Annotated in this window: 21 protein-coding genes; 9 read left to right on the top strand and 12 right to left on the bottom strand. The window is 67.7% G+C overall.

The window, feature by feature from the left end; translation table 11 throughout:
• Positions 1–10: 10 nt before the first annotated feature.
• From ACU0DV_RS08860 to ACU0DV_RS08890, 7 genes are all read right to left on the bottom strand, one after another.
• Positions 11–655, bottom strand: a complete 645-nt coding sequence (locus ACU0DV_RS08860; protein ID WP_446241362.1) for an RluA family pseudouridine synthase — start codon at positions 653–655, stop codon at positions 11–13.
• A 247-nt stretch (positions 656–902) separates the two neighbouring features.
• Positions 903–3,347 (bottom strand): GcvT family protein, encoded by a 2,445-nt coding sequence (locus ACU0DV_RS08865; RefSeq protein ID WP_446241363.1) that lies wholly within the window; start codon positions 3,345–3,347, stop codon positions 903–905.
• A 91-nt stretch (positions 3,348–3,438) separates the two neighbouring features.
• Complete coding sequence (locus tag ACU0DV_RS08870; protein WP_446241364.1) at positions 3,439–4,329, bottom strand: homocysteine S-methyltransferase family protein; 891 nt, start codon at positions 4,327–4,329, stop codon at positions 3,439–3,441.
• The gene (locus ACU0DV_RS08875) at positions 4,326–6,788 is read right to left on the bottom strand and encodes a GcvT family protein (RefSeq protein WP_446241365.1); all 2,463 of its coding nucleotides are present in this window, start codon (positions 6,786–6,788) and stop codon (positions 4,326–4,328) included. Before ACU0DV_RS08875 ends, ACU0DV_RS08870 begins: the two co-directional genes overlap by 4 nt.
• Positions 6,789–6,791: 3 nt before the next feature.
• A complete protein-coding gene (locus ACU0DV_RS08880) occupies positions 6,792–7,160 on the bottom strand; it encodes a GFA family protein (protein ID WP_446241366.1) in 369 nt (122 codons plus the stop codon).
• Positions 7,161–7,191: 31 nt separating this feature from the next.
• On the bottom strand, positions 7,192–7,758 hold the full coding sequence (locus ACU0DV_RS08885) for a helix-turn-helix domain-containing protein (protein ID WP_446241367.1): 567 nt from the start codon (positions 7,756–7,758) through the stop codon (positions 7,192–7,194).
• A gap of 184 nt (positions 7,759–7,942) precedes the next feature.
• Positions 7,943–9,115 carry an acetyl-CoA C-acyltransferase gene (locus ACU0DV_RS08890; RefSeq protein ID WP_446241368.1) on the bottom strand — a complete coding sequence of 391 codons (1,173 nt, stop codon included), beginning with the start codon at positions 9,113–9,115 and terminating at the stop codon, positions 7,943–7,945.
• A 105-nt stretch (positions 9,116–9,220) separates the two neighbouring features.
• Between ACU0DV_RS08890 and ACU0DV_RS08895 the strand changes: the two genes are divergently transcribed.
• The 4 genes from ACU0DV_RS08895 to ACU0DV_RS08910 all read left to right on the top strand — a co-directional run bounded on the left by ACU0DV_RS08895 (position 9,221) and on the right by ACU0DV_RS08910 (position 12,877).
• Positions 9,221–9,550, top strand: a complete 330-nt coding sequence (locus ACU0DV_RS08895) for an STAS domain-containing protein (protein WP_283982442.1) — start codon at positions 9,221–9,223, stop codon at positions 9,548–9,550.
• 23 nt (positions 9,551–9,573) lie between these two features.
• The gene (locus ACU0DV_RS08900; protein ID WP_446241369.1) at positions 9,574–10,032 is read left to right on the top strand and encodes an ATP-binding protein; all 459 of its coding nucleotides are present in this window, start codon (positions 9,574–9,576) and stop codon (positions 10,030–10,032) included.
• Positions 10,033–10,501: 469 nt separating this feature from the next.
• Entirely contained in the window at positions 10,502–12,079 is a 1,578-nt protein-coding gene (gene ggt, locus ACU0DV_RS08905; protein ID WP_446241370.1) for a gamma-glutamyltransferase, read from the top strand.
• Positions 12,080–12,256: 177 nt separating this feature from the next.
• On the top strand, positions 12,257–12,877 hold the full coding sequence (locus ACU0DV_RS08910) for a DUF805 domain-containing protein (protein ID WP_283982439.1): 621 nt from the start codon (positions 12,257–12,259) through the stop codon (positions 12,875–12,877).
• A gap of 115 nt (positions 12,878–12,992) precedes the next feature.
• Here ACU0DV_RS08910 and ACU0DV_RS08915 read toward each other — a convergent pair whose 3' ends face one another.
• From ACU0DV_RS08915 to ACU0DV_RS08930, 4 genes are all read right to left on the bottom strand, one after another.
• Positions 12,993–14,363: a glutamate--cysteine ligase gene (locus tag ACU0DV_RS08915; RefSeq protein ID WP_100927729.1), complete on the bottom strand. Its 1,371-nt coding sequence runs from the start codon at positions 14,361–14,363 to the stop codon at positions 12,993–12,995.
• A gap of 68 nt (positions 14,364–14,431) precedes the next feature.
• Positions 14,432–14,956: a hypothetical protein gene (locus tag ACU0DV_RS08920; RefSeq protein WP_446241371.1), complete on the bottom strand. Its 525-nt coding sequence runs from the start codon at positions 14,954–14,956 to the stop codon at positions 14,432–14,434.
• Entirely contained in the window at positions 14,953–15,804 is an 852-nt protein-coding gene (locus tag ACU0DV_RS08925) for a GNAT family N-acetyltransferase (RefSeq protein WP_283982436.1), read from the bottom strand. The genes ACU0DV_RS08920 and ACU0DV_RS08925 overlap by 4 nt, the downstream gene beginning before the upstream one ends.
• A gap of 306 nt (positions 15,805–16,110) precedes the next feature.
• A complete protein-coding gene (locus ACU0DV_RS08930; RefSeq protein ID WP_254698338.1) occupies positions 16,111–16,842 on the bottom strand; it encodes a 16S rRNA (uracil(1498)-N(3))-methyltransferase in 732 nt (243 codons plus the stop codon).
• A gap of 12 nt (positions 16,843–16,854) precedes the next feature.
• On the opposite strand from ACU0DV_RS08930, the gene ubiA reads away from it, so the two are divergent.
• From ubiA to ACU0DV_RS08955, 5 genes are all read left to right on the top strand, one after another.
• A complete protein-coding gene (ubiA, locus tag ACU0DV_RS08935) occupies positions 16,855–17,838 on the top strand; it encodes a 4-hydroxybenzoate octaprenyltransferase (protein WP_100927733.1) in 984 nt (327 codons plus the stop codon).
• Between the two features lie 63 nt (positions 17,839–17,901).
• Positions 17,902–20,049, top strand: coding sequence for an OmpA family protein (locus ACU0DV_RS08940; RefSeq protein WP_446241372.1), 2,148 nt, complete (start codon positions 17,902–17,904; stop codon positions 20,047–20,049).
• Between the two features lie 24 nt (positions 20,050–20,073).
• A complete protein-coding gene (locus tag ACU0DV_RS08945) occupies positions 20,074–20,400 on the top strand; it encodes a hypothetical protein (RefSeq protein WP_100927735.1) in 327 nt (108 codons plus the stop codon).
• A 281-nt stretch (positions 20,401–20,681) separates the two neighbouring features.
• A complete protein-coding gene (locus ACU0DV_RS08950; protein ID WP_446241373.1) occupies positions 20,682–21,554 on the top strand; it encodes a TIGR01459 family HAD-type hydrolase in 873 nt (290 codons plus the stop codon).
• Positions 21,555–21,657: 103 nt separating this feature from the next.
• Positions 21,658–22,101 (top strand): MaoC family dehydratase, encoded by a 444-nt coding sequence (locus ACU0DV_RS08955; RefSeq protein WP_100930839.1) that lies wholly within the window; start codon positions 21,658–21,660, stop codon positions 22,099–22,101.
• Between the two features lie 218 nt (positions 22,102–22,319).
• Here the strand turns inward: ACU0DV_RS08955 and ACU0DV_RS08960 are convergent, their stop codons facing one another.
• Positions 22,320–23,354: an NAD(P)/FAD-dependent oxidoreductase gene (locus ACU0DV_RS08960; protein WP_446241374.1), complete on the bottom strand. Its 1,035-nt coding sequence runs from the start codon at positions 23,352–23,354 to the stop codon at positions 22,320–22,322.
• Between the last annotated feature and the right edge of the window lie 44 nt (positions 23,355–23,398).

Raw genomic sequence — 23,398 nt, forward strand, 5'->3', positions numbered from 1 at the left:
CGCCCGCCGCCTAGAACGGCGCGGGCTGGCGGAAGGTCATGCCCTTGCCGCTCTCGGGATGGCTGAGCCTAAGCTCTTCCGCATGCAGCATCATGCGCGGATACTGTGCCGCCGTCTCCGGCGCATAAAGCTCGTCGCCAAGGATCGGATGACCGAGCGCCAGCATGTGCACCCGAAGCTGGTGACTGCGCCCGGTGTACGGAAACAGGCGCACCCGGCTTTCCGTGTCCGACGCCTTCATCACCTTCCAGCCGGTCAACGCGGGCTTTCCCGTCTCGTGGCAGACCATCTGGCGCGGGCGGTTCGGCCAGTCGACGATCAGCGGCAGGTCGACCTCACCGCTCTTTGGCTCAAGCCGCCCGGCGACACGTGCCACGTAGGTCTTCTTCGTCTTTCGGGCCTCGAACTGCGCGCCGAGGTGCCGCTGCGCGTGGGCGGTCAGTCCAAAGACCATCACGCCGGAGGTGTCGCGGTCCAGCCGGTGGACCAGACGCACCGTGGGAAAGGCCGCCTCGAGCCGGCTCAGCAGGCAATCTGCCAGGTCCTCGCCCTTTCCGGGCACCGACAGCAGGCCCGCGGGCTTGTCCACCACCAGCAGATCGCTGTCTTCATGCAGCACCACGATGTCGCCGGAAGGCGGAGAATAATCGCTCATGCCCCAGCCTCTGCCAGAATGACCCTGCCCCGGCAAGGGGCACACCCCCTGCCTTCACAGCGCCCGCCGGAATGACAGGCGCGTAGCCGCCCCTTCATCTTGGCAAAAATACCTACTGCGGCCTCAGGTCCAAAACCGTAGCCGGGCCCCTGTACCCGCACACAACCAAAGGCTGCCGAGGCCGACAAGGCCCTTTGCATGATAACCCCGCCAACGCCTTGCATGGGCGTGCGGGAAGGCGTTTGTATCAGGCCCGGGTGCGTGCGCCCTTCGGATCGTACATCGGTTTCAACGAGGCCTTTGCCGGCACGCGCACCCCAGCAACGTCGATCTCGTAGGCGGAGGACAGCAGCGCATCGGCGCTTTCGCCCGCGCAGGGCACGTAGCCGAGCCCGACCGCACCGCCCAACGCATGGCCATAGGCACCGGAGGACAGGTGTCCGACGATTTCGCCGTCTCTCAGGATCGGTTCGTTGTGATACAGGAGCGGCTCGGGATCGGTCAGCAGGAACTGCAAAAGGCGCCGGTCCAGCCCGGCCTCGCGTTTGGCCAAGACCGCGTCACGTCCGATGAAGTCCGGCTTGTCGGTCTTCACGGCAAAGCCCAGCCCCGCCTCCAGCACATGGTCCTCGCAGGTGATGTCGTGGCCAAAGTGGCGGAACGCCTTCTCTGCCCGGCAGGAATCCATCGCGTGCAGACCGCAGAGGCGCAGGCCCTCCGGCTCCCCTGCCGCCATCAGCGCGTCGAAGACATGCACGGCCATGTCGGCGGAGGCATAGACCTCCCAACCCAGTTCACCCACGTAGGACACCCGGTGCACCCTCGCCTCCCCCATGCCGATGTGCACATGCTGCGCAGTGCCGAAAGGGTTTACCGCATTGGAGAAGTCGCCGTCCGAACAGCCTTCGAGCACGGTACGGGCGCGCGGTCCCATGACCGCCATGACCGCCTCTCCGGCCGTGACGTCGGTGATGACGGCATTGCGGTCGCCGAGGTGGCGACGCAGCCAGGTTTCGTCCGCGCGCCGCGTGGCCGCGGGCGTGACCACGAGGAAGGCGGTTTCCGACAGGCGGGTCACGGTCACATCCGCCTCGATCCCGCCGCGGGCGTTCAGGAACTGCGTGTAGACGATCCTGCCTGCGGGCACGTCGACATCCGCGCCACAGACGCGGTTCAGGAAAGCCGCCGCGTCGCGCCCCTCCACCTTGATCTTGCCGAAGGAGGACATGTCGTAGAGGCCGACGCCTTCGCGCAAGGCCATGTGTTCGGCACGCTGGTTCTCGAACCAGTTCTGCCGACCCCAGGAATAGGCATACTCCCGCGCCTGTCCGGGCTCTGCGTACCAGTTGGCGCGCTCCCAGCCGGACAGTTCTCCGAAGACCGCGCCGCGGGCCTCCAGCCGGTCGTGCAGCGGCGAACGGCGGATGCCGCGCGCGGTGGCCTTCTGGCGGTAGGGAAAGTGGTCGGCGTAGAGCAGGCCCAGCGTCTCCGACACCCGCGCGGCGAGGTATGCGGGATTGGCCTGGAAACCCTGCGCGCGGGCGATGTCCACGTCGCCCAGATCGAAGGGCTTGGCGCCGTCCACCATCCATTGCGCGAGCGCCATCCCCGCGCCCCCCGCCGACTGGATGCCGATGGAGTTGAAGCCCGCCGCGACCCAGACATTCTCCGTCCCCGGGCAGAGTCCCATGTAGTAGGCGTTGTCCGGAGTGAAGCTCTCCGGCCCATTGAAGAAGGTGTGGATGCCCGCCTGCCCCAGCACCGGCATCCGGTGGACCGCCTTTTCGAGGATCGGCTCGAAGTGATCGAAATCCTCGGGCAGCTGGTCGAACTCGAAATCGGCAGGCAGGCCCTTGACCGCCCAGGGCTTGGCCTTCGGTTCGAAGGCGCCGAGCATCAGCTTGCCCGCGTCTTCCTTGTAATAGGCGCATTCGTCCGGCACCCGCAGGACGGGCAGCGCCCCCAGCCCCGCGATGGGTTCCGAGACGATGTAGAAGTGCTCGCAGGCCTGCAGCGGCACGTCGGTGCCCAGCATCTGCCCGACCTCGCGCCCCCACATGCCGGCGCAGTTGACGACATGCTCGCAGGCGATGGAGCCGGAGGTGCCGTCCTCCGCCTGCCAGTCGACGGCGCTCACACGCCCGCCCTGCCGGGTGACGCGCAGCGCCTTCGTGCGTTCGGCGATCACCGCGCCGCGCATCCGGGCCCCCTTTGCCATGGCGAGCGCGATGTTGGCCGGGTCGCCCTGCCCGTCCTTCGGCAGGTAGACGCCGCCCACCACGCCGTCGGTGTTGAGATGCGGGTACTTCGCCGCGATCTCTGCCACGTCGATCTCGCCAATCTCGACCCCGAAGGCCCGGGCCATCGCCGCCTGCCGCCGGAGCTCCTCGTGCCGCTCGCCGGTCAGCGCCACGGTGATCGAGCCTGTGCGGCGGAAGCCGGTGGCGGTGCCGGTCTCCTCCTCAAGCGTGCCGTAGAGTTCCTGGCTGTACTTCGCGAGCCGCGTCATGTTGGCCGTGGCGCGGAGCTGCGCGATCAGGCCTGCCGCGTGCCATGTCGTGCCGGAGGTAAGCTGCTTGCGCTCCAGAAGGACTATATCGGTCCAGCCGAGTTTCGCGAGGTGGTAGGCGACGGAACAGCCGATGACCCCGCCGCCGATGATGACGACGCGGGCCTGGGTGGGGAGAGTCATGTCCGGATCCTTTGGTTTCGGCCCGCCTTCGGCGCGCCGATCCGCGCGCCCTTCGGGCGCGAATGTGAGTATTTGCAAAGCAGAGAAGACATCAGGCGATCTCATGCCCGGCGGCGCGCAGGCGGCGGGCGATCTCGGCGATATGGGCGGGGCCGGTTTCGCAGCAGCCGCCGAGGATCGTGGCGCCGTGGTCCAGCCAGGACATGGCGTGCGTGGTGTATATCTCCGGCCCCATGTCGCGGCGCGCGACGAGGCTGTCGACAGTGGGCCGGTCCTTCAGGAAATCCTTGGTGATCCGGGTGAAGCCGTTGGCGTAGGCGCCTGTGGGCAGGTCGCCGCGTGCGAGGATGTCGAGCGCGGCGGGCATCGCCTCCGGCGCGGAGCAATTGACGAGGAGGGCGGCGGCGCCGTCGTGCGCGATGGGAAGGACGTCCGCGACCTTTTCGCCGGAGCGCAGCCGCGTGCCGTCCTCGTCGTCGACGCTGATCGACAGCCAGACCGGCTTGCCCGCCTGCAGCGCGCCGGCGAGCGCCGCGCGGCAGGTCAAAAGCGAGGCGGCGGTCTCGAGCACGATCAGGTCGGCGTGAGGGGCCATGAGGCGGACCTTTTCGGCGTAAAGCGGGATCGCGGTGTCGAGGTCGGGATGTTTGTCGGTGCGGTAGCTTGCGCCCAGAGGTGCGGTGCTGCCGGCGACCTTCCCGCTGCCGAATGCCTCGCGGGCCTTGGTCGCCTCTGCCATGGCAGCCTCGACCAGCTCTTCGTAGCGGTCCTCGATCCCGGCGGGGGCCAGACGGTCGCGCAGGATGGCATAGCTGTTGGCGGTCGCGATGGTGGCGCCTGCCGCGAAGTAGTCGGCGTGGATCTCCTGCACGAGGCCGGGCCGGTCGATCATCACCTGCGTGGACCACAGCGGCGTGGGGCGGTCGCCCGCCCGGTGAACAAGTTCCTGCCCCATGCCGCCGTCGAGAAGCGTGACCTTCATGCCCTGATCCTTTCGTTCTTCGGGTCCCAGAGCGGTGAATCGCTCCGCACCGTGGCCTTGCAGAGCGTGCCGAAGATGTCGACCTCGACCTCCGTGCCCGGGATGGTCAGGTCGGTGCGCAGCATCGCCAGCGCCACGGAGGCGCCGACCCGGTAGCCCCAGGCGGAGGAGGTGACCTCCCCCACCACCTGGCCGTTGTGCCAGACGGTTGCCATGGGCGGGGCGTCGCAGCCCTGCGCCTCCACGATCAGCGGGGCGGAGCGTTTCTTCACGCCGGTCTCCGCCTGCGCGGTCAGCGCCGCCTTGCCGCGGAAATGCGGTTTCGACAGGTCCACGAAGCGGTCCAGCCCGGCTTCCAGCAGCGTGTAGTCCGACGAGAGGTCGCCCTTCCATGTCCGGTAGCCCTTTTCGATCCGCAGGCTGTCGAGCGCGAACATGCCGAAGGGTTTGGCCCCCGCGACCGTCAGCGCCCCCCAGATCGCCGGGGCGTCGTCCGGGTCGCAGTGGATCTCCCACCCCAGTTCGCCGGCGTAGGACACCCGAATGAGCGCGCAGGCCTTGCCCGCGACCGTGGCGTCGTACTGAACCGACAGCCATGGCAGCGACAGGTCGGCGTCGGAGATCTGGTCCAGCACCTCGCGCGCCTTCGGGCCGGTGACCAGAAGGCAGTCCACCTTGTCCGAGAAGTCCTCGACCGTCACGCCCTCCGGCGCGCCGTTCGACAGGAGGTCGCGGTCGTGCCATTGCGCCACGGCAGCGGTGATCAGGCCGACCTGATCCGGTCCGTGGTTGAGCGCCGTCATCTCCGTCAGGATGCGCCCTCGGTCGTCGGTGAAATACAGCAGGCCCACGCGGTTCTCTGCCGGGAGACGGGAGGCGGTCAGCCTGTCGACCCAGTCCCGCGCGCCCGACCCGCTGACGATCAGCCGGGTGAAGCCGCAGATCTCCAGCACGCCGCAGCCGTCGCGAACCGCCTCGCATTCCTCGCGCACGCGGGTCTGCCACGGGCCGTCCCGTTCCCAGGTCTCGGTGGCAGCCTCCGAGGTGTCGTCGCCGGGATGCGCGAACCATGTCGCACGTTCCCAGCCGTTGTAGGGCGCAAACTGCGCACCCGCCGCCGACAGGCGCTCGTACAGCGGAGAGAGCCGCCGGTCGGGCGCCGCGGGCCAGCGGTGGCGGGGGAAGTGGATCGCGTATTCGTGGCCGTAGGTCTCGATAGCCTTGGCGAGGCAATAGTCCGGGTCGGTGTAGCCGGTGTAGCGGCGCGGATCGCAGGACCACATATCCCACTCCGTCCGGCCCTCCGTCACCCATTCCGCCAGCACCTTGCCTGCGCCGCCCGCCTGCGTGATGCCGAAGGTGAAGACGCAGGCCTCGTAGGCATTCGGCACCCCCGGCATCGGGCCGAGCAGCGGCAGGCCGTCCGGCGCATAGGGAATCGGGCCGTTGATCACCCGGCCGACACCTGCCTGCCCGAGGATCGGCACCCGCGCCATGGCGTCCTCGATGTACCATTCCAGCCGGTCGAGATCGTCGGGATAAAGCTGGAAGGAGAAATCCTCCGGCATGGGATCGTCCGGCGTCGCCCAGTGCGCCTTGCAGTTCCGCTCGTAGGGGCCGAGGTTGAGGCCGTATTTCTCCTGCCGCAGGTAGTAAGAGGAATCCACATCGCGCAGGAGCGGCAGCTTGCCGTTCTCCTTTGACCAGGCCTCGAGCTCCGGGATCGGTTCGGTCAGGAAGTACTGGTGGCTCATCACCGCCATCGGCACGGTGCGCCCGCCATGGGGCACGAACCACTCGCCGACCCGCTGCGCATAGTAGCCCGCGGCGTTCACCACCTTCTCGCAGCGGATCTCGCCCTTCTCGGTCTCGACGATCCAGTCCGCACCCTCGCGCCGCACGCCGGTCGCGCCACAGAACCGCTCGATCCGGGCACCCTTCATGCGCGCGCCCTTGGCCAGCGACTGTGTCAGTTGCGCGGGATCGATGTCGCCGTCGTCCGGATCGTAAAGGGCGCCTGCCAGATCGTGGGTTTCGAGGAAGGGATAGCGGTCCTTCAGGTCGGAGACCTGCAGCATTTCCAGCGCCATGCCCTGATACTGCCCCATGCCGCGCGCCCGCTCGAATTCCATCATGCGCTCGCGGGAATGGCCCAGCCGGATCGACCCCGTGACGTGATAGTTCATCGGATAGTCGACCTCGGACGCCAGCCGCCGGTAAAGCTGCAGCGAATAGCGCTGCATGTTCATCACCGCCCAGCTGGTGGAGAACGACGGGCAGTTGCCGGCCGCGTGCCAGGTCGACCCGGCGGTCAGCTCGTTCTTCTCCAGCAGCACCACGTCCCAACCCGCCTGCGCGATGTGGTAGGCGCAGGACACCCCCACGGCACCGCCGCCAATGATGACCACGCGGGCCTGTGCCGGCAGGCGCCCCTGATCCTGTGTCGGAGTGTCAGTCATGTCTCACCTCTGGGGAACGCCTTCCGCGATGTCGTAGTAGTCGCCCTTGTCGGCCGTGAAGATATGCTTGGTCAGCCGCAGCCCCGTGGGCGCATCCAGCGCGCCGAGGGCAAAGCTGATCGTGTCCTCGTCATGCGCCTGCCAGAACAGGAAGGAGCCACAATCCGGGCAGAACCCGCGCTGCGCCTTGTCGGAGCTGTCGAACCAGCGCACCTCTCCCTCGACCGTCAGGGCGTCCTTCGGCACATAGGCCGAGGCCCAGACATGCCCGGACATCCGGCGGCACTGGCCGCAATGGCAGGCGCTGGCGCCCTGCGGCTCGGCCTCTGTCCGGAAGCGCACCGCGCCGCACAGGCATTGTCCCTGGATCATGATCTTCGCTCCCTCTTCTCCGTTGCCGCGCTCAGTACACCGGCGGCGCGATCACCCAGATCGCAACCGCCGCCTCGTCATGTGGATTTTCCCAGCGGAACGGCTCTCCCCTGATGCGAAAGCTGTCGCCCGGGAAGATGCTGAACCGGTCCGCGCCGATGGTCATTTCCAGCCGCCCGGACAGCAGGAAGGCCACCTCCTGCGTCGGGCGGGTCACCGTCTCTCCGATCTGTGAATGCGGCTCGAACCGGCAGTGCACCATCTCGAAGTCGTCGGCGAGGTCGGGTGACAGGAGTTCCTCCACCAGCCCCGACACCCGCGATCCGATGGGCCGCCGGGTGCCACGACGCACGATCCGTCCGACCTCCTCCGGTGCGGCGGCCTCGTGCCGGGCCAGCATGGAGACGGACACTTCGAGCGCCTTCGCAAGGTGCCGCAGATCGGTGATCGAGGGCTCCGACAGGTCGCGTTCCACCTGGCTCAGCCACCCGACAGAGCGGCCCAGCTTGTCCGCAAGTTGTTGCAGAGTCAGCCCGCGCGTCCGCCGAAGCGTCCGGAGGTCAGAACCGAGCGTGGCCGGAGGCGCGTCCATCTGCATGTGCGTGAAATTCTCCCGTTTTTTTTCATGATGCCGGGAGCGAGTGAAAAATCAAGGGGATTTTTCACGGGAGGAGGCGGAAAAGATGTGGGCGCCGCCCCCGAACTCGGGGGCACCCCGCCATACCCGTCCGAAACAGCGCAAGGCCGGCACATCGCCGCCCCTGAGCCGCGTCAAGGCCTTGTCAGATACGTTCGATCGCGATGGCGGTGCCTTCGCCGCCACCGATGCAGATCGCCGCGACACCGCGCCGTGCGCCGCGTTTCTCCAGCGCGTTCAACAGGGTCACGATGATCCGCGCCCCCGAGGCGCCGATGGGATGCCCCAGTGCACAGGCCCCGCCGTTCACGTTCACCACGTCGCGCGGCAGGCCCATCTCCTTCATGAAGGCCATGGGCACCACGGCAAAGGCCTCGTTGACCTCCCAGAGGTCCACGTCGCTCTTCTTCCAGCCGATCCGGTCCAGCAGCCTGCGGGCCGCCGGGATCGGCGCGGTCGGGAAGTCCTTCGGCGCCTGCGCGTGGCTCGCGTGTCCGAGGATGCGGGCACGCGGCAGGACACCCCGGCGCACAGCCGAATCCAGCGTCGTCATGACCAGCGCCGCCGCCCCGTCCGAGATCGAGGACGAGTTCGCCGCCGTCACCGTCCCGTCCTTGCGGAACGCCGGTTTCAGCATCGGGATCTTCTCGGGCCGCGCCTTGCCGGGCTGTTCGTCGCGGGTGATGATCTCTTCGCCATGGCGGGTGTGCAGCGTCACCGGGCAGATCTCGTTCTCGAAGGCGTCGGAGCGTTCCGCGTCCAGCGCGTTCGACAGCGACGCAAGCGCGTACTGGTCCTGCGCCTCGCGGGTGAACTGGAACGCCTCGGCGCAGTCCTCGGCGAAGGTGCCCATCAGGCGGCCCTTGTCATAGGCGTCCTCCAGACCGTCGAGGAACATGTGGTCGACGACCTGGCCGTGACCGATCCGCGCGCCGCCGCGCATCTTCGGCAGCAGGTAGGGCGACAGGGTCATCGACTCCATGCCGCCCGCCACGATGCACTCCGCATGTCCCAGCGCCAGCCGGTCCCAGGCCAGCATCGCCGCCTTCATGCCCGAACCACACATCTTGTTCAGCGTCGTCGCCGGGACGTCGTCGCCCAGGCCTGCCGCGAATCCCGCCTGCCGGGCCGGGGCCTGCCCCTGTCCCGCAGGTAGCACGCAGCCCATCAGGACCTCGTCCACGCTCCGGTCGGGGTGGCCGTCCAGCGCGGCGCGGATCGCGGCGCCGCCCAGCTTCCAAGCCTCCTGTTCGGCAAAGACCCCCTGGAACCCGCCCATCGGCGTCCGCGACGCCCCTGTGATTACTACGTCCTGCATGTGGAACCCTCCCATCTTAGGACATGCATACCGAATGGTAAGGATTCGCGTCTAGGGTCCGTTGCCGAGGGACGCGGTGTGCGCCGCACCAGGGAAAGGGCAACCATGGAACTCAGCACCACATCCGACATGGGCGTGACGATCATCCGGGTCGACGCCGACCGCATCGACGCCGCGGTCGCGATCAGCTTCAAGGATCGGATGCGCGAACTCCTCGGGGGGGCGTCGGGCCGCGTCGTGCTCGACCTCGAAAAGGTGGACTTCATCGATTCGAGCGGGCTTGGCGCCATCGTCGCCGCGATGAAGCTGATGCCGCCGGGTGCCAAGCTGGAACTCGCCGGACTGTCCCCGGCCGTCGACAAGGTCTTTCGCATGACCCGCATGGATTCGATCTTCCAGATCCATGAGACTGCCGTCACCGCGCTGAGCGCCTGACCGGCTGTGCCGCGGAGGCAGAGATGAATGCAGAACTGCGGGATGACGGGAGTTTCGTCATCCACGGTGTTCTTGGCAACACGCCGCAGGCGGTCACTCTGGCCCTTCGTGAAGTACGCGCACATCTCGAACGGCGCCCACCTTTAGCCGACCTCGACGCATCGTGGGAGATTGTCGTGGCGGAGGTGCTCAACAACATCGTCGAGCATTCCTATGCCAACGGCTCCGCCGGGAGAATCGGCCTCCACCTGGCCTTTTACCCCGACACCCTGCACGCCGAATTCCTCGACACCGGCCTTTCGATGCCCGGGAACGCCCCGCCGCAGGGGCCCGCCGCCAACCTCGACGTGCCGACCGCGCACCTTCCCGAAGGTGGATTCGGCTGGCACCTGATCCGCACCCTCGTGACCGACCTCGACTACTCCTGCGCCGAAGGCACCAACCGCCTCGCGCTGGAAATGCCCCTATCGCGCGCATCGTGATGCCGCTCCACGCGCCCCGATGGCATATCCGCTGTTTCACGCTTCTCTGAAGGGTCACGTTCCCGAAATGACCCTACGGCAGCCACAATCGCGCCCGATTGGAACGTCATCTTCGGTCTTGTAGCTGCATATGGCTTCACCTCGGTGCCGCGTGTTATCAGCCCCCACCCAGTGCGCGGCACCGAGGTTCTATGCACCTAGAACACGCCCCATCGCGGGCGTGTTCTTGCGTTTCGGCCCCCCGCCACACCGCGCAACCCAAGCCACGAAATGACCCACACCGGATCACATTTGCGCCGCGATCCGCCAGCATACATGGCCTTGTAGCTGCATATGGCTTCACCTCGGCGCCGCGCGTTATCAGCCCCCACCCAGTGCGCGGCGTCGAGGTTCTGACTTCCCCCTTCCGCATGGATTGACGCCCCCGCTTGGCTGCCTATCCTGCGCGCAAGACGCAGGGAGGCAGAGCATGCGCGATTTCCAGAAACCAGGACGGTCCCCCGTCCTCGCCATGAACGGCCTGTGCGCCACCTCGCATCCGCTGGCGGCTTCGGCTGCCGTGGACGTGCTGCGCCGGGGCGGCAACGCCATGGACGCCGCCATTGCCGGGGCGGTGATCCTCGGCCTGTGCGAACCGGCGATGACAGGAATCGGGGGCGACTGCTTTGCGCTCGTCTCGCCTGCGGGCACCGAAGACGTCGTTGCCGTCAACGGCTCCGGTCGCGCGCCTGCCGGTCACAACGCGGCGCTGCTGCGGGGCGAGGGGCACGGCACCGTGCCGCTCGACCACCCCTATGCCGTCACCGTCCCCGGTGCCATCGACGCGTTCTGCGCCATGTCCGACCGCTGGGGCAGGCTTGGCCTCGCCGACAGCCTCGCCCCGGCGATCCGCTACATGGACGAGGGCGTGCCGATCGCGCCGCGCGTCGCCTTCGATTACCAGCAGGCGCACGAGAACCTGCAGGGCGTCGCCCGCCGCCACTTCCTGAAGGACGGCAAGCCGATGCAGACCGGGGACATCCTCACCCTGCCCGGACAGGCGGAGGTCCTGCGCCGCATCGCCAAGCATGGCCGCAGCGCCTTCTACGAAGGCGAGGTCGCCGAGGACATGCTCGCCGCGCTCAACGCCGGTGGCGGCCGCCACACCGCCGAGGACTTCGCCGCCGCGCAAACGACCTTCGCCGATCCGCTGGCGGGCCACTACAAGGGCCGCGAACTGCTGGAGCATCCGCCCAACGGCCAGGGCATCACCGCGCACCTGATGCTGAACATCCTGTCGCATTTCGATCTCGCCGCGATGGAGCCTTTCGGGGTGGAGCGCGCCCATGTGGAGGCCGAGGCCGCAAAGCTCGCCTACGATGCCCGCAACCGCTTCCTGTCCGATCCCGACACGATGACCGGCCTCGCCCATCTTCAGGCGCCGGAGACGGCGGAACGGCTGGCCGCGCTGATCGATCCGAACCGGGCGATGGCCTCGGCCACGACGATTTCCGAGGCCGTGCACAAGGACACGATCTACCTGACCGTCGTCGACCGCGACCGGATGGTCGTGTCGCTGATCTACTCGGTCTTCCACAGCTTCGGCTCCGGCATCGCGTCCGAGAAGTTCGGCATCCTGTTCCAGAACCGTGGCGCCGGCTTCTCGCTGGCCGAGGGCCACGTGAACGAGATGGCCGGCGGCAAGCGTCCCTTGCACACGATCATCCCGGCCATGGTGCGGGACGAGGGCCGCGTGACCATGCCCTTCGGCGTCATGGGCGGCCAGTACCAGCCCAACGGCCACGCGCGCGTCATGACCAACATAACGGATTACGGCATGGACCCGCAGGCCGCGCTCGATGCTCCACGCAGCTTTGCGGAGAACGGTAAACTGATGCTGGAACGCGGTTATGCGCCCGAGGTCGCCGCGGCACTGGCCGAAAAGGGGCACAAGGTGGAAACGCCCGTCACCCCGATCGGCGGCGCGCAGGCGATCCTGATCCACCCGTCGGGCGTGCTCGAAGGCGCGTCCGATCCGCGCAAGGACGGCTGCGCCATAGGCTACTGATCCGGTCGCGGTGCCTCTCCCGGGGGGGCACCGCTCCGCCCCGCAAGGCGATGCCACGGTCTGGCGCCGCCGTTCGGGCAATTGATCTCGAATGCCGTCAAGAAATCTCAACGCCGCCGCAATCTCGCCCCGGACAACCCTCAACAATAGGGTGTCACCCGTTGGAGAGCTTGCCACATGATCGGACCCCTGCCGGCCATCGGCCGTTTCTTCACCCGCGCGCTGGACTTCGGCGGTCGTGCCACCCGGGCGGAGTTCTGGTGGGTCCAGCTGGCCTATGTCCTGCAGGCCGCCGCCCTCGTCGCGGTCGTCGTGACGGGCACGGTTCCGAAGGCCCTGCTGTTCGATCCGGCCACCGGCGCACCGGGGATGGCGATACAGCTCTACGGGCTGTTGATGACCGCGCTCTTGGTCCCGGGCCTGACGCTCTGCATCCGGCGTCTGCACGACACGGACCGCTCCGGCTGGTGGTACTGCATCCTCTTCGTGCCGCTGATCGGTCCGCTGTGGTTCATCTTCCTGATGCTGCAGCCATCTGACGACACGAACCGCTTCGGGCCCAATCCGCACGATGGGCCGGACCGTCCACTGCGCGAGGCTCCGTCCAGCGCGCCGGCACCGCAACCCAAGGCCAGAGCCCGTCACGCCAAGGGGCCGAAGAAATCGACCGCCTGGGACAGCGCCCATGTCATCCTGCAGGTGGACTCCGCGCCCAGCCCGGCCATGCGGCAGGCCCGCAAGGCGGAGATCAGCGACTACTACCGCCGCAATATCCTCAAGGAAGTCCCGGCAGAGTGACCTCTCGGCCCCCCCACAAGCGACACCGACGGTCTATCCGACACGCACCGCCAAACGGCATGACCCGATGTAGGGCGGAGATTCTCCGCCCTCCGCCATGGCCAGCGGCACGTTTTCAGTACGAATAGGCGGCGTAGATCCGGTTCAGGTCGCCGTTCCAGTCGCCATGGTAATGCTCCAGCAGTTCGTCCGCCGGTGTCATGCCGCTCTCGACGCTTTCCTTCAGAGCGCTGAGGAAATGCGTCTCGTCGGGCACCAGCCCGCCCGCGCCGGGACGGGCCCGCGCCTTCAGACCCGCCTCGCAGATCTCCAGCACCTCACGCGCGAGGTCGTGCATCCGGATGCCATCGACCTCCGCCGCCAGCGCATCGCGCGTGGCCGCCAGCCGCAGCGCCTCGCGCTGCTCCGCCGTCCAGTTGCGGCACAGGTCCCAGGCCGCGTCCAGCGCGGTCTGGTCGTACATCAGCCCCACCCAGAAGGCCGGCAGCGCGCACAGCCGCCGCCACGGACCGCCATCGGCGCCGCGCATCTCGATGAACTTCTTCACGCGCGCATCCGGGAAAGCGGTGGTCAGATGGTCTGCCCAATCCGAAAGGGTCGGCGTCTCGCCCGGCAGCGCGGGCAGCTTGCCCTCCAGGAAATCGCGGAAGGACATCCCCAGCGCGTCCACGTACTTGCCGTCCCGGTAGACAAAGTACATCGGCACATCCAGCGCGTACTCCACCCAGCGCTCGAAGCCAAAGCCCTCCTCGAAGACAAACGGCAGCATCCCCGTGCGCGAGTCGTCGAGCGTTTCCCAGATCTGCATCCGCTTGGATTTCACGCCAACCGGCTTGCCTTCGAAGAACGGCGAGTTGGCGAAGAGTGCGGTCGCCACGGGCGACAGCGCAAGCGCCACGCGCATCTTCTGCACCATGTCCGCCTCCGACCCGAAGTCGAGGTTGACCTGCACGGTGCAGGTCCGGCGCATCATCTCCCGGCCCGTGGTGCCCACCTTGGGCATGTAGGCGTCCATCAGCTTGTAGCGGCCCTTGGGCATCAGAGGCATCTGGTCATGCGTCCAGACCGGCGCCGCACCCAGTCCGATGAAACCCACGCCCAGTTCATCGGCAACCCCCTTCACCTCGCGCAGGTGCTCGTTCACCTCGTCGCAGGTCTGGTGGATGGTCTCCAGGGGTGCACCGGACAACTCCAGCGCGCCGCCGGGTTCGAGCGAGACGTTCGCCCCGTCCTTCGTCAGGCCGATGAGGTGACCGCCTTCCTCGACGGGTGCCCAGCCGTGGCGGTCGCGCAGCCCCTCCAGCACCGCCCGGATGGAGCGTTCGCCGTCATAGGGCAGCGGGTTCAGGGTGTCCTTGCAGTAGCCGAACTTCTCGTGCTCCGTCCCGATGCGCCAGTCTTCCTTCGGCTTGCACCCGGAGGCGAGGTAATCCGCCATCTGGTCAAACGATTCGATGGGGCCGCCGCCGGACTGTGGGATGGACATGGTGGGAGGCTCCCGATCTCTGTTCGCTGTCGTTCTGGTTACCGTCCTGTCGGCATTCTCACGGACTGTCAATGCAACCGATCTGGTGCATTGCGCAGGGGACCTGCGCGCCAGATCACGACCGGGATGCGCGACCCCGCCTTCATCTGTTTCAGCATGTGTTCCGTGCGGATGCCCGGCAGGCTGGCAAAGGCGTCGAACAGCCCCTCTGCCCCGCGCGCCGTCAGGGGGATCGACAGGGGCGCCTGCCCGGGCACGCGCAGCACCCAGTGCGGTGGCTTGCCGGAGGGGTCGAGCACCACGCTCGACAATGCCTCAAGGTCGACCACGCCGCCATCCAGCGGCCCGAAGTAGCTGACCCGCTTCTCGACGATCTGCACCACGCCCGGCCCGTCGCTGCCGACGCGGAACCGCGCCCGCTGCACGCCCGCCGCCGCCAGCAGGACCCCTGCCGCCACCAGCGCCCAGCCGATGACCGCCAGAACCGGCCCGGTGGCCGCAATTGCCCAGTAGAGCCCGAGCGCCGCGACACAGGCCGCGGCGGCCACCTCGCGCCACCGCCACAACAATCTGCGCGCCTCCCTCCGGATCATGGGGCAGTCCCCAGGGTCAGCGGCTCGCGCAGGATCGTCACACGGTAGTCGCCGCACCGGACAAAGCCGATCCGCTCGTAGGCCTTGGCCGCCGCGGGCGAAGCCGCGAAGAGGATCGCAAGCTCCGCCCCGCGTGACCGCGCATTCGCCAGCAGCCCGGAGACGACCCGTCCGGCGCGCCCCTCTCCGCGCAGGTTTTCCGGCACGAAAACACCGCCCACCTGCACCGCCTGCCCCGCACGCGCGTTGATCCGCGCCATGGCCACCGGCCGGCCGCGCTCTTCCATGATCTGGGTGTCCGCCGACCCGACCGCCGCCCGCGCCCGCACCGCCGCCTCGCGGTCGATGCGCGAGGCCGGACAGGTTCCGGTCTCGGACAGGTAGCGCACCCACCAGTCCGCCAGCATCGTGACATCCGACTCCTGCGCTTGCCGCACGGGCGGCACCTCTCCCAGTCCGGAAAGCGGCAACCGGTACAGCGGCTCCACCCGGTTCAAGGACAGCGCATCCGGTGACACGGGCAGGGCACGCAGGAGCGCGTCCATCTGCGCCACGTCCCCTGTCATCCCGGTCAGCGTGTAGCCTTTCAGCAGATGGGCATAGGTCTGCGCCTCGGTGGCGGAGAGGCCGGGCAACTGGCACATCAGGAAGCCGCCGTTGGTCGCACCGAAAACGCCGGTGATGCCCTCACCGGTCTCGCGCAGGAAGAAGGACGTGCCATGCGGGTGCGTCGCGTTGTTCACGCCATGCGCTTCGAGGTTGCCGAGCAGGAACATCGAATGTTCGATCCGCTTTTCGAGGAACGCGACCATCGGCCCGATGTCTGCCTCGGTGGCCTTGCGGATCATCTTGTCATTTCCTCGAACCAGGTCGTCACGCTGCAAAAGATGCCTGCATTCCGGCATCGGCCGGAAGCGCCAAGATGCCGTGCCGCCACGCCGGAGGCAACCCGCCTGCCCCGCCATCCGCGCGGCCCGTTGGCTGCCAAGCGGGGTTCCGCCCCCGCCTTCCTGCGCAAGCCTCCCCCGAGGTGTTTGTCACCAAGACAAGGGCGAAACATCACATCCTTCATCTTGGTCACAAATACCTGAATCCCCGACCGACCACATGCGGACCGACCGGGCATTATGAGGCAGCCTTTCCAGGGGCGGCGGTCACGTCCAGTCGCCCAAATGCGCCTGCCAAAGCGCGAGCGCCGCGACGGCGGCGGTTTCCGCGCGCAGGATGCGCGGGCCGAGGCTCACGGCGCGGGCGCAGTCCATCTGCGCCAGCCGGGCACGTTCGCGGTCGGAGAAGCCGCCCTCGGGTCCGATCAGCACCGCCCAGGGGCCGGGGCTCAGCCCGTCGAGGGCGGTCGGGGCACCGGCGGCGGTTTCGTCGCAAAAGAGGATCTGCCGGCTGTCGTCCCAGTCCGCCAGCAGCCGGTCGAGCCGCGTCATCTCCGCGACCTCGGGGACGAAGGTGGCGCCGCATTGCTCGGCGGCCTCCACCGCATGCGCCTGCTGCTTGTCGACCCGCAGCCGTTCGGAATTGGTGAACTCGGTCTGCACCGGCAGGATGCGGCGTGCGCCCAGTTCCACCGCCTTCTCGACGATGAAGTCGGTGCGGGCCTTCTTCACCGGTGCGAACATCAGCCAGAGATCGGGCGGCGTGCCCTGTGCCGCCAGCCTGTCGCGGCAGACGAGAGTGCCGCCGCGCTTGCCCGCCTCGGCGACTTCTGCTGCCCATTCGCCATCCCGCCCGTTGAACAGGGCGACGCGGGCGCCGGGCTCGAGCCGCATGACACCGAAGAGGTAGTGCGCCTGCTCCCGCGACAGCGCGACCTCCTGTTCCTCGGACAAAGGCTGGTCTACACAGAGGCGGATTTTCGGTTTCTCGAACGACATGGAGGGGACCATATGACCGGTGCGCAGCAGACGCCAGAGGCGCAGAGGCCCGAACCCTCGGGTCAGGTTTCGGATGCCGTGAAGGGCAACTGGGTCGACCACCACGCCCCGGCCTTCGCCCGCCCCTACCTGCGGCTCAGCCGCGCGGACCGGCCGATCGGGACGTGGCTGCTGCTGCTGCCCTGCTGGTGGGGGCTGACGCTGGCCATGGTGTCGGACGGCCGCGCCAGCTGGTTCGACCTGTGGATCTTCGCGGGCTGCGGGCTGGGCGCGGTGCTGATGCGCGGCGCAGGCTGTACCTGGAACGACATCACCGACCGCCACATCGACGGCTCCGTGGCGCGCACGGCGTCGAGACCGATCCCCTCCGGCCAGGTCACTGCGAAACAGGCGCTCGCCTGGGCCGTGGCGCAATCGCTCATCGCCTTCCTGATCCTGCTGACCTTTCCGCCCATGGCCATCGCGCTTGGCGTGCTCTCGCTGGCGCCGGTGGCGATCTACCCCTTCGCCAAGCGGTTCACCTGGTGGCCGCAGATCTTCCTCGGCATCGCCTTCAACTGGGGCGCGCTGCTGGCCTGGACCGCGCACACCGGCACGCTGCAATGGCCGGCCGTCTTCCTCTATGTCGCTGGCATGGCGTGGACGCTGTTCTACGACACGATCTACGCCCATCAGGACAAGGAGGACGACGCGCTGATCGGGGTGAAGTCCACCGCCCGCCTCTTCGGCGACGCCGCGACGCCCCGCTGGCTCGCGCGGTTCCTCGCCCTGACCGTCGCCCTGCAGGGGATCGCCATCGTGATGGCGGCGCCCGAAGGCGAGATCCTGAAACTGGTCGTGGCGCTCGCCGGGCCCTGGGCCATGGGCTGGCACATGCTCTGGCAGATGCGCAGGCTTAAACTGGATGACAACGACCGGCTGCTGGAGCTCTTCCGGTCCAACCGGGACGCGGGACTCCTGCCCGTGCTGTTTTTCGCCGCCGCGATAATCGCCTGATTGCACAGACCCTTTGGACTGCGTATCTACCGTAACACTCGAAACCGGGACGTCACCACGTACATGCGGCTCTCTTCGCTCTTCACCATCGCCGGGACTTTTCTCGCCGCCAGCGGGCTGAGCGTACTGACTGCATACTTCACCGCCCAAATGATCGAGACAGCGTCGCAGTCCAGCGTGCTGAACGAACTCGACCGCGAGGGCCTCCCCTGGGCCGAGGTCGACACCAACGGTCTGCAGGTCTTCCTGATCGGCACGGCACCGGACGAGGCCGCGCGCTTCAAGGCGCTGTCGACCGCCGGGCGTGTCGTCGATGCCTCCCGCGTGATCGACCAGATGCTGGTGGAGGAACCCGAGGACGTGGCACCGCCGCGCTTCTCGGTCGAGATCCTGAGAAACGACGCGGGCGTCTCGGTGATCGGGCTTGTGCCCCAGTCGACCGACCGCGAGGCGCTGATCGAGAGCTTCCGCCAGATCGCCGGTGGGCAGGAGGTTTCCGACCTGCTGGAAGCCGCCGATTTCCCCGCGCCCGACGGCTGGGAACAGGCCCTGCGCTTCGCCACCAGCGCGTTGCGCGACCTGCCGCGCTCCAAGGTGTCGGTCGATGCCGAACGGGTGGAAATCAAGGCCATGACCGAAAGCGCCGAGGCGCGCAGCCGGCTGGAAACCAACCTCACGCGGCGCAAGCCGGAGGGTCTGCGGCTTGCGCTCGACCTCTCCGCCCCGCGGCCCGTCATCACGCCTTTCACCCTGCGCTTCCTGATCGACGACGAGGGCGCGCGCTTCGACGCATGTTCCGCCGACACCGAAGAGGCGCGGTCCCGCATCCTGCGCGCCGCCTCCGGTGCAGGTCTCGAAGGCAAGGCGATCTGCACCCTCGGCCTCGGCGTGCCCTCGCGCCGCTGGGCCGACGCGGTCGAGCTGGGCATCGCCAAGCTGAAGGAAGTGGGCGGCGGCTCCATCACCTTCTCCAACGCCGATGTCACGCTGGTGGCGCTCGAAGGCACGCCGCAGGGCACCTTCGACCGGATCGTCGGCGAACTGGAAACCACCCTGCCGGAGGTCTTCGCGCTGCATGCCGTGCTGCCCAAGGCGCCGGAACAGGATGCCGAGGGCCCGCCCGACTTCACCGCCACCCTCTCGCCCGAGGGCAAGGTCCAGTTGCGCGGACGCCTGACCACCGAGATCGCCCGCCAGACCGCAGACAGCTACGCCCGCGCGCGCTTTGGGTCGGAGGCGGTCTATACCGCCGCCCGCCTGGCCGACAACCTGCCCTCGGACTGGCCGGTGCGCACGCTCGCCGGGCTGGAGGCGCTGTCGATGCTGGCCAACGGCTCTGTCACCGTGACGCCCGACGACGTTATTGTGACCGGCCAGACCGGCAACCAGGAGGCCAGCGCCCAGATCGCGAAACTTCTGGCCGGTAAGCTCGGTGAAAACGCCACCTTCGACATCGACGTGACCTATGTCGAACGGCTGGACCCGACGCTGGGCATTCCCTCGCCCGAGCAATGCGTCGGCATGATCAAGGAAGTGGTCGGCACGCGGAAGATCAACTTCGAGCCGGGCTCTGCCACGCTCGACATCTCGGCCCGCGACATCCTCGACGAACTGGCGGACCTTCTGAAGACCTGTGGCGACATCCCGCTGGAAATCGGCGGCCACACCGACAGCCAGGGCCGCGAGTCGATGAACCAGCAGCTCAGCCGGGACCGCGCGCAGTCGGTGCTCGACGCGCTGCGCGGCCGCCGCGTGCCGGTGCGCATGTACGAGGTGAAGGGCTACGGAGAAGAGCAGCCCATCGCCGACAACGGCACCGAGGAAGGCCGCGAGGCCAACCGCCGGATCGAGTTCAAGCTGCTGATCGACGAGCTGGAAGAGGCCGTCGCCGAAGCCGAGGACGCTGCCGAAGAGGCAACCGAAGCGGCCGAGACCGGAGAGACGGCCGAGCCCGCCGACACGGCAGATACCGCGGCGACAGACGCGCCCGCGGCCTCCACGACCGAAGACACCGACGGGGAACAGACCGCCGACACGACGGACGCAGAGCCGGACGGCCAAGACGACACGACGGATGCCGCCACGGACACCCCGCCGATGCAGGACCCGGAGGCCACAGAGGCTGCCGCCGGCATCGGGGCGGACAAGGCGGTGCCACAGGGCGCGGTGCGCGATGCGGATTTCAAGCCGGAAAACGGCGAAGACGGCTAACATGCCGGAGGGACAAAACACCAAATGGACAGAACCCAGTTCATCATCGCGACGGCGATCATTCTTTTTGTCGCCTTTTGCCTGGGCTGGTTCGCCCACTGGCTGATCCACCGCTTTCGCCGCGTCAGCCAGGCCGATGTCGATCAACTCGAACGCATGAGCCAGGAACTGCATGAGGCGGAGGAAACCCGGGATCAGGCGATCACCTACCTCCAGCAGCGCGAGGCCGAGCTGACCAACCAGCTTGCCCAGACCGAGGCAGAGCTGGCCGCAGCCATGGACGGCCTCCGCGAAGCCCGGCAGGAGGCCGAGGAAATGCGCGCCTACGCCGAGCGGATGAGCCAGAACTGACAGACCGCGCCACCGTCGCACAAGCGCGGGCTTGACCGGAACAGTTTTCCGCCCGTCGCATCGGCGGGGGCACTTAGGTATCATGTTGCGCCGTGCCACGGAACGTGGGCGGACCATGCTCAACGCAGCAGCCCATCCTCGGTCATGGTCTTGCCTCCCGGCCCTTTCGAATGGCCTTCGCCTGCCCCGGCAAAGCCGCGCGTTCCCGCCTGAATCGCCTGTCCTATTGCGTCCGCAGCCTCTATGCAGGGGCCAGACATTCCCGACCACCGGACGCCCCAATGACCCAGATCATCTCTGCCCTTTCCGACGTATCCGACCGCTATGACGCGCTGTTCGTGGACCTGTGGGGCTGCGTGCACAACGGCATCAAGGCCATCCCCTCTGCCGTCGCAGCCCTTCAGGACTACCGCGCGAAAGGCGGGGCCGTCGTGCTGGTGACAAACGCTCCGCGCTCCCGTCACGAGGTCGCAAAACAGCTGAAGAAGTTCGAGGTGCCCGAAGACGCCTACGACGACATCGCCACCTCCGGCGACGCCGCCCGTGCCGCCATGTTCCAAGGCGCCGTGGGCTCGAAAGTCTATTTCATGGGGCTCGACTTCGACCTGACCTTCTTCGACCCGCTCCAGATCCTCGACAACCCTGTCGAGATCACCCGCGTGCCGCTTCAGGAGGCCGAGGGCATCGTCTGCTGCGGCCCCTTCGATCCCCATGCCGATCCGGAAGTGAACCGCCCCGACTTCCTCTATGCCAAGCAGAAGGGCCTGAAGCTGCTCTGCGCGAACCCGGATATCGTCGTCGACCGTGGCGAACGCCGCGAATACTGCGCCGGGGCCCTGGCGAAACTCTACACCGAGATGGGCGGCGAGAGCCTCTATTTCGGCAAGCCGCACCCGGCAATCTACGACCTGGCCCGCCGCCGTCTTGCCGCGCATCGCGCGGACGTGCCCGACAGCGCGATCCTCGCCATCGGCGACGGCCCGCACACCGATATTCTGGGCGCGATGGGCGAGAACTTCGATTCCCTCTTCATCACCGGCGGCCTCGCCCGGACCGAGACCAAAACGACGCAGCAGCCCGATCCGGACGCGCTAAGCGCCTATATCGAAAAGGAAAGGGTGGCGCCGACCTACTCCATGGGCACGCTCGGGTAACAAAATTACCGCTTGCTTTTGCTGCGTTCGCAAAGTAATAAAATTACCAATCTCGCCTAGAGATGACGCTTTTATTACCAGACGGATGCTCATGGAGGGCAAGATGTTGGACAACCTGCCACGCGGAACGATCTGCATCGAAGACATCGAGATGGGCATGACCCGTTACCTCCGGAAGCAGGTGACGGATCAGGACATCGAGATGTTCGCCGAGGTCTCCACCGACCGGAACCCGGTGCACCTCGACGACGCCTATGCGCAGGACACCATCTTCGAGGGCCGCATCGCCCATGGCATGCTGACCGCGGGGCTGATCTCCGCGGTCATCGGCGAACAGCTTCCCGGTCACGGCACCGTCTATCTCGGCCAGTCGCTGAAGTTCCTCGCGCCCGTGCGCCCGGGCGACACGGTCTATGCCGAGGTCAAGGTGACCGACATCGATATCGCCAAGCGCCGCGTGACGCTGGAGACGCACTGCTCGGTCGACGGCAAGAAGGTCGTCATCGGCGAAGCCAAGGTCCTCGCCCCCTCCCGCAAGTTCGACTAAGCCGAAAAACCTCCGTGTTTTTCGGCTGGTGGGCAGGCGAGTTTTCCAAAGGAAAACGCAGCGCCCGCACCCAGCCATGCCGGGCCCACCACCCCGCGTTCTTCGGCTGGTGAGCAAACGCGCTCCCCAACGGAAAACGCAGCGCCCACACCTAAACATGCCGGCCCCCAAGATCACGCGCACCACACGACCCGCCCCACCCGGCGGGCCCATCGCGTTCAGCCCAGCCTGAACCCATCGGGAATCCCCTCGTCCCGACCGTCCAGCACCAAGTCGGCCATCACCTCCGCCACCTTGGGCGCCATGCCAAAGCCGATCTTGAACCCGCCGTTGGCGACGAAGTGCCCGTCGCGCCCCGGCCAGCCGCCCAGCACCGGCGCCCGAGTCCGTGCCCGGGGCCGCACGCCCGCCCAGCGGGACACGACCTCCGCCCCTGACAGATCCGGCACAGCCTCTCGCGCCGCCGCGATCAGCTCCTCGCATTGCGCGTCCAGCGCCGATCCATCCTCGAAATCCCGCTCAGAGGTCGATCCGATGGCGACCGTCCCGTCCGCGTGCGGCACGATGTGCAACCCGCCGACGAACAATTGCGGCGCCTCGCGCGCCTCGAACCGGAAAGCCGCCGACTGGCCCTTCACCCCGTCGCCGACCTTGCGTCCCAGCGCCTCCGACAGATCGGCTAGGCCGCGCCAGCCGGTCGCCCAGATCACCGCGCCCGCAGCCTCGGCCTCCGGCACCACCGATACGCCTTTCGCCTGAAGCGCCGCGACCAGCGCCGCGCAGGCCCGGCGCGGGTGCATCCGCGCGCTCAGCGTGTCGCGGATCAGCCAGCCCGAAGGCGACACCGGCGCAAAGGACCCGGCCTCCGACTGCGGCACCACCTCCCAGACCGCCCTGCCCTGCCACAACGCGGCGGCGCCTGCACCCCGCGCGCGCGCCAGCGCCAGCCCGGCCTCGTCCGCCACGGGTTGCAGCCGCCCCGTCCGGGCATAGCCGGCAGAGACGCCGCCCAAGGCCTCGACCTCCCGCCAGAACCGCTCCGCCATCAGCAGGCTCTCCAGCTGGAAGGCCTTCTTCTCGTTCCAGTTCTCCGGGACATGCGGCGCCAGCGCCCCCACCAGCCCGCCCGAGGACCCGGCCCCGGCGCCATGGGGATCGACCACCTGCACCCGCGCCCCGCGCTGCACCAGCGTCCAGGCGATCGAGAGCCCGAAGATCCCCGCGCCCCGGATCGTCACGTCCACGCTTGCCATTGCCGTCTCCCCGCGTCACATCTCGGCACATCCCATAAGGACTT

It is taken from the genome of Sagittula sp., assembly GCF_052825245.1.

Bases quoted from the DNA above. Each gene is read 5' to 3' on its own strand.
- ACU0DV_RS08860 (WP_446241362.1), bottom strand. From the start codon at position 655: ATGAGCGATTATTCTCCGCCTTCCGGCGACATCGTGGTGCTGCATGAA.
- ACU0DV_RS08865 (WP_446241363.1), bottom strand. From the start codon at position 3,347: ATGACTCTCCCCACCCAGGCCCGCGTCGTCATCATCGGCGGCGGGGTC.
- ACU0DV_RS08870 (WP_446241364.1), bottom strand. From the start codon at position 4,329: ATGAAGGTCACGCTTCTCGACGGCGGCATGGGGCAGGAACTTGTTCAC.
- ACU0DV_RS08875 (WP_446241365.1), bottom strand. From the start codon at position 6,788: ATGACTGACACTCCGACACAGGATCAGGGGCGCCTGCCGGCACAGGCC.
- ACU0DV_RS08880 (WP_446241366.1), bottom strand. From the start codon at position 7,160: ATGATCCAGGGACAATGCCTGTGCGGCGCGGTGCGCTTCCGGACAGAG.
- ACU0DV_RS08885 (WP_446241367.1), bottom strand. From the start codon at position 7,758: ATGCAGATGGACGCGCCTCCGGCCACGCTCGGTTCTGACCTCCGGACG.
- ACU0DV_RS08890 (WP_446241368.1), bottom strand. From the start codon at position 9,115: ATGCAGGACGTAGTAATCACAGGGGCGTCGCGGACGCCGATGGGCGGG.
- ACU0DV_RS08895 (WP_283982442.1), top strand. From the start codon at position 9,221: ATGGAACTCAGCACCACATCCGACATGGGCGTGACGATCATCCGGGTC.
- ACU0DV_RS08900 (WP_446241369.1), top strand. From the start codon at position 9,574: ATGAATGCAGAACTGCGGGATGACGGGAGTTTCGTCATCCACGGTGTT.
- ggt (WP_446241370.1), top strand. From the start codon at position 10,502: ATGCGCGATTTCCAGAAACCAGGACGGTCCCCCGTCCTCGCCATGAAC.
- ACU0DV_RS08910 (WP_283982439.1), top strand. From the start codon at position 12,257: ATGATCGGACCCCTGCCGGCCATCGGCCGTTTCTTCACCCGCGCGCTG.
- ACU0DV_RS08915 (WP_100927729.1), bottom strand. From the start codon at position 14,363: ATGTCCATCCCACAGTCCGGCGGCGGCCCCATCGAATCGTTTGACCAG.
- ACU0DV_RS08920 (WP_446241371.1), bottom strand. From the start codon at position 14,956: ATGATCCGGAGGGAGGCGCGCAGATTGTTGTGGCGGTGGCGCGAGGTG.
- ACU0DV_RS08925 (WP_283982436.1), bottom strand. From the start codon at position 15,804: ATGATCCGCAAGGCCACCGAGGCAGACATCGGGCCGATGGTCGCGTTC.
- ACU0DV_RS08930 (WP_254698338.1), bottom strand. From the start codon at position 16,842: ATGTCGTTCGAGAAACCGAAAATCCGCCTCTGTGTAGACCAGCCTTTG.
- ubiA (WP_100927733.1), top strand. From the start codon at position 16,855: ATGACCGGTGCGCAGCAGACGCCAGAGGCGCAGAGGCCCGAACCCTCG.
- ACU0DV_RS08940 (WP_446241372.1), top strand. From the start codon at position 17,902: ATGCGGCTCTCTTCGCTCTTCACCATCGCCGGGACTTTTCTCGCCGCC.
- ACU0DV_RS08945 (WP_100927735.1), top strand. From the start codon at position 20,074: ATGGACAGAACCCAGTTCATCATCGCGACGGCGATCATTCTTTTTGTC.
- ACU0DV_RS08950 (WP_446241373.1), top strand. From the start codon at position 20,682: ATGACCCAGATCATCTCTGCCCTTTCCGACGTATCCGACCGCTATGAC.
- ACU0DV_RS08955 (WP_100930839.1), top strand. From the start codon at position 21,658: ATGTTGGACAACCTGCCACGCGGAACGATCTGCATCGAAGACATCGAG.
- ACU0DV_RS08960 (WP_446241374.1), bottom strand. From the start codon at position 23,354: ATGGCAAGCGTGGACGTGACGATCCGGGGCGCGGGGATCTTCGGGCTC.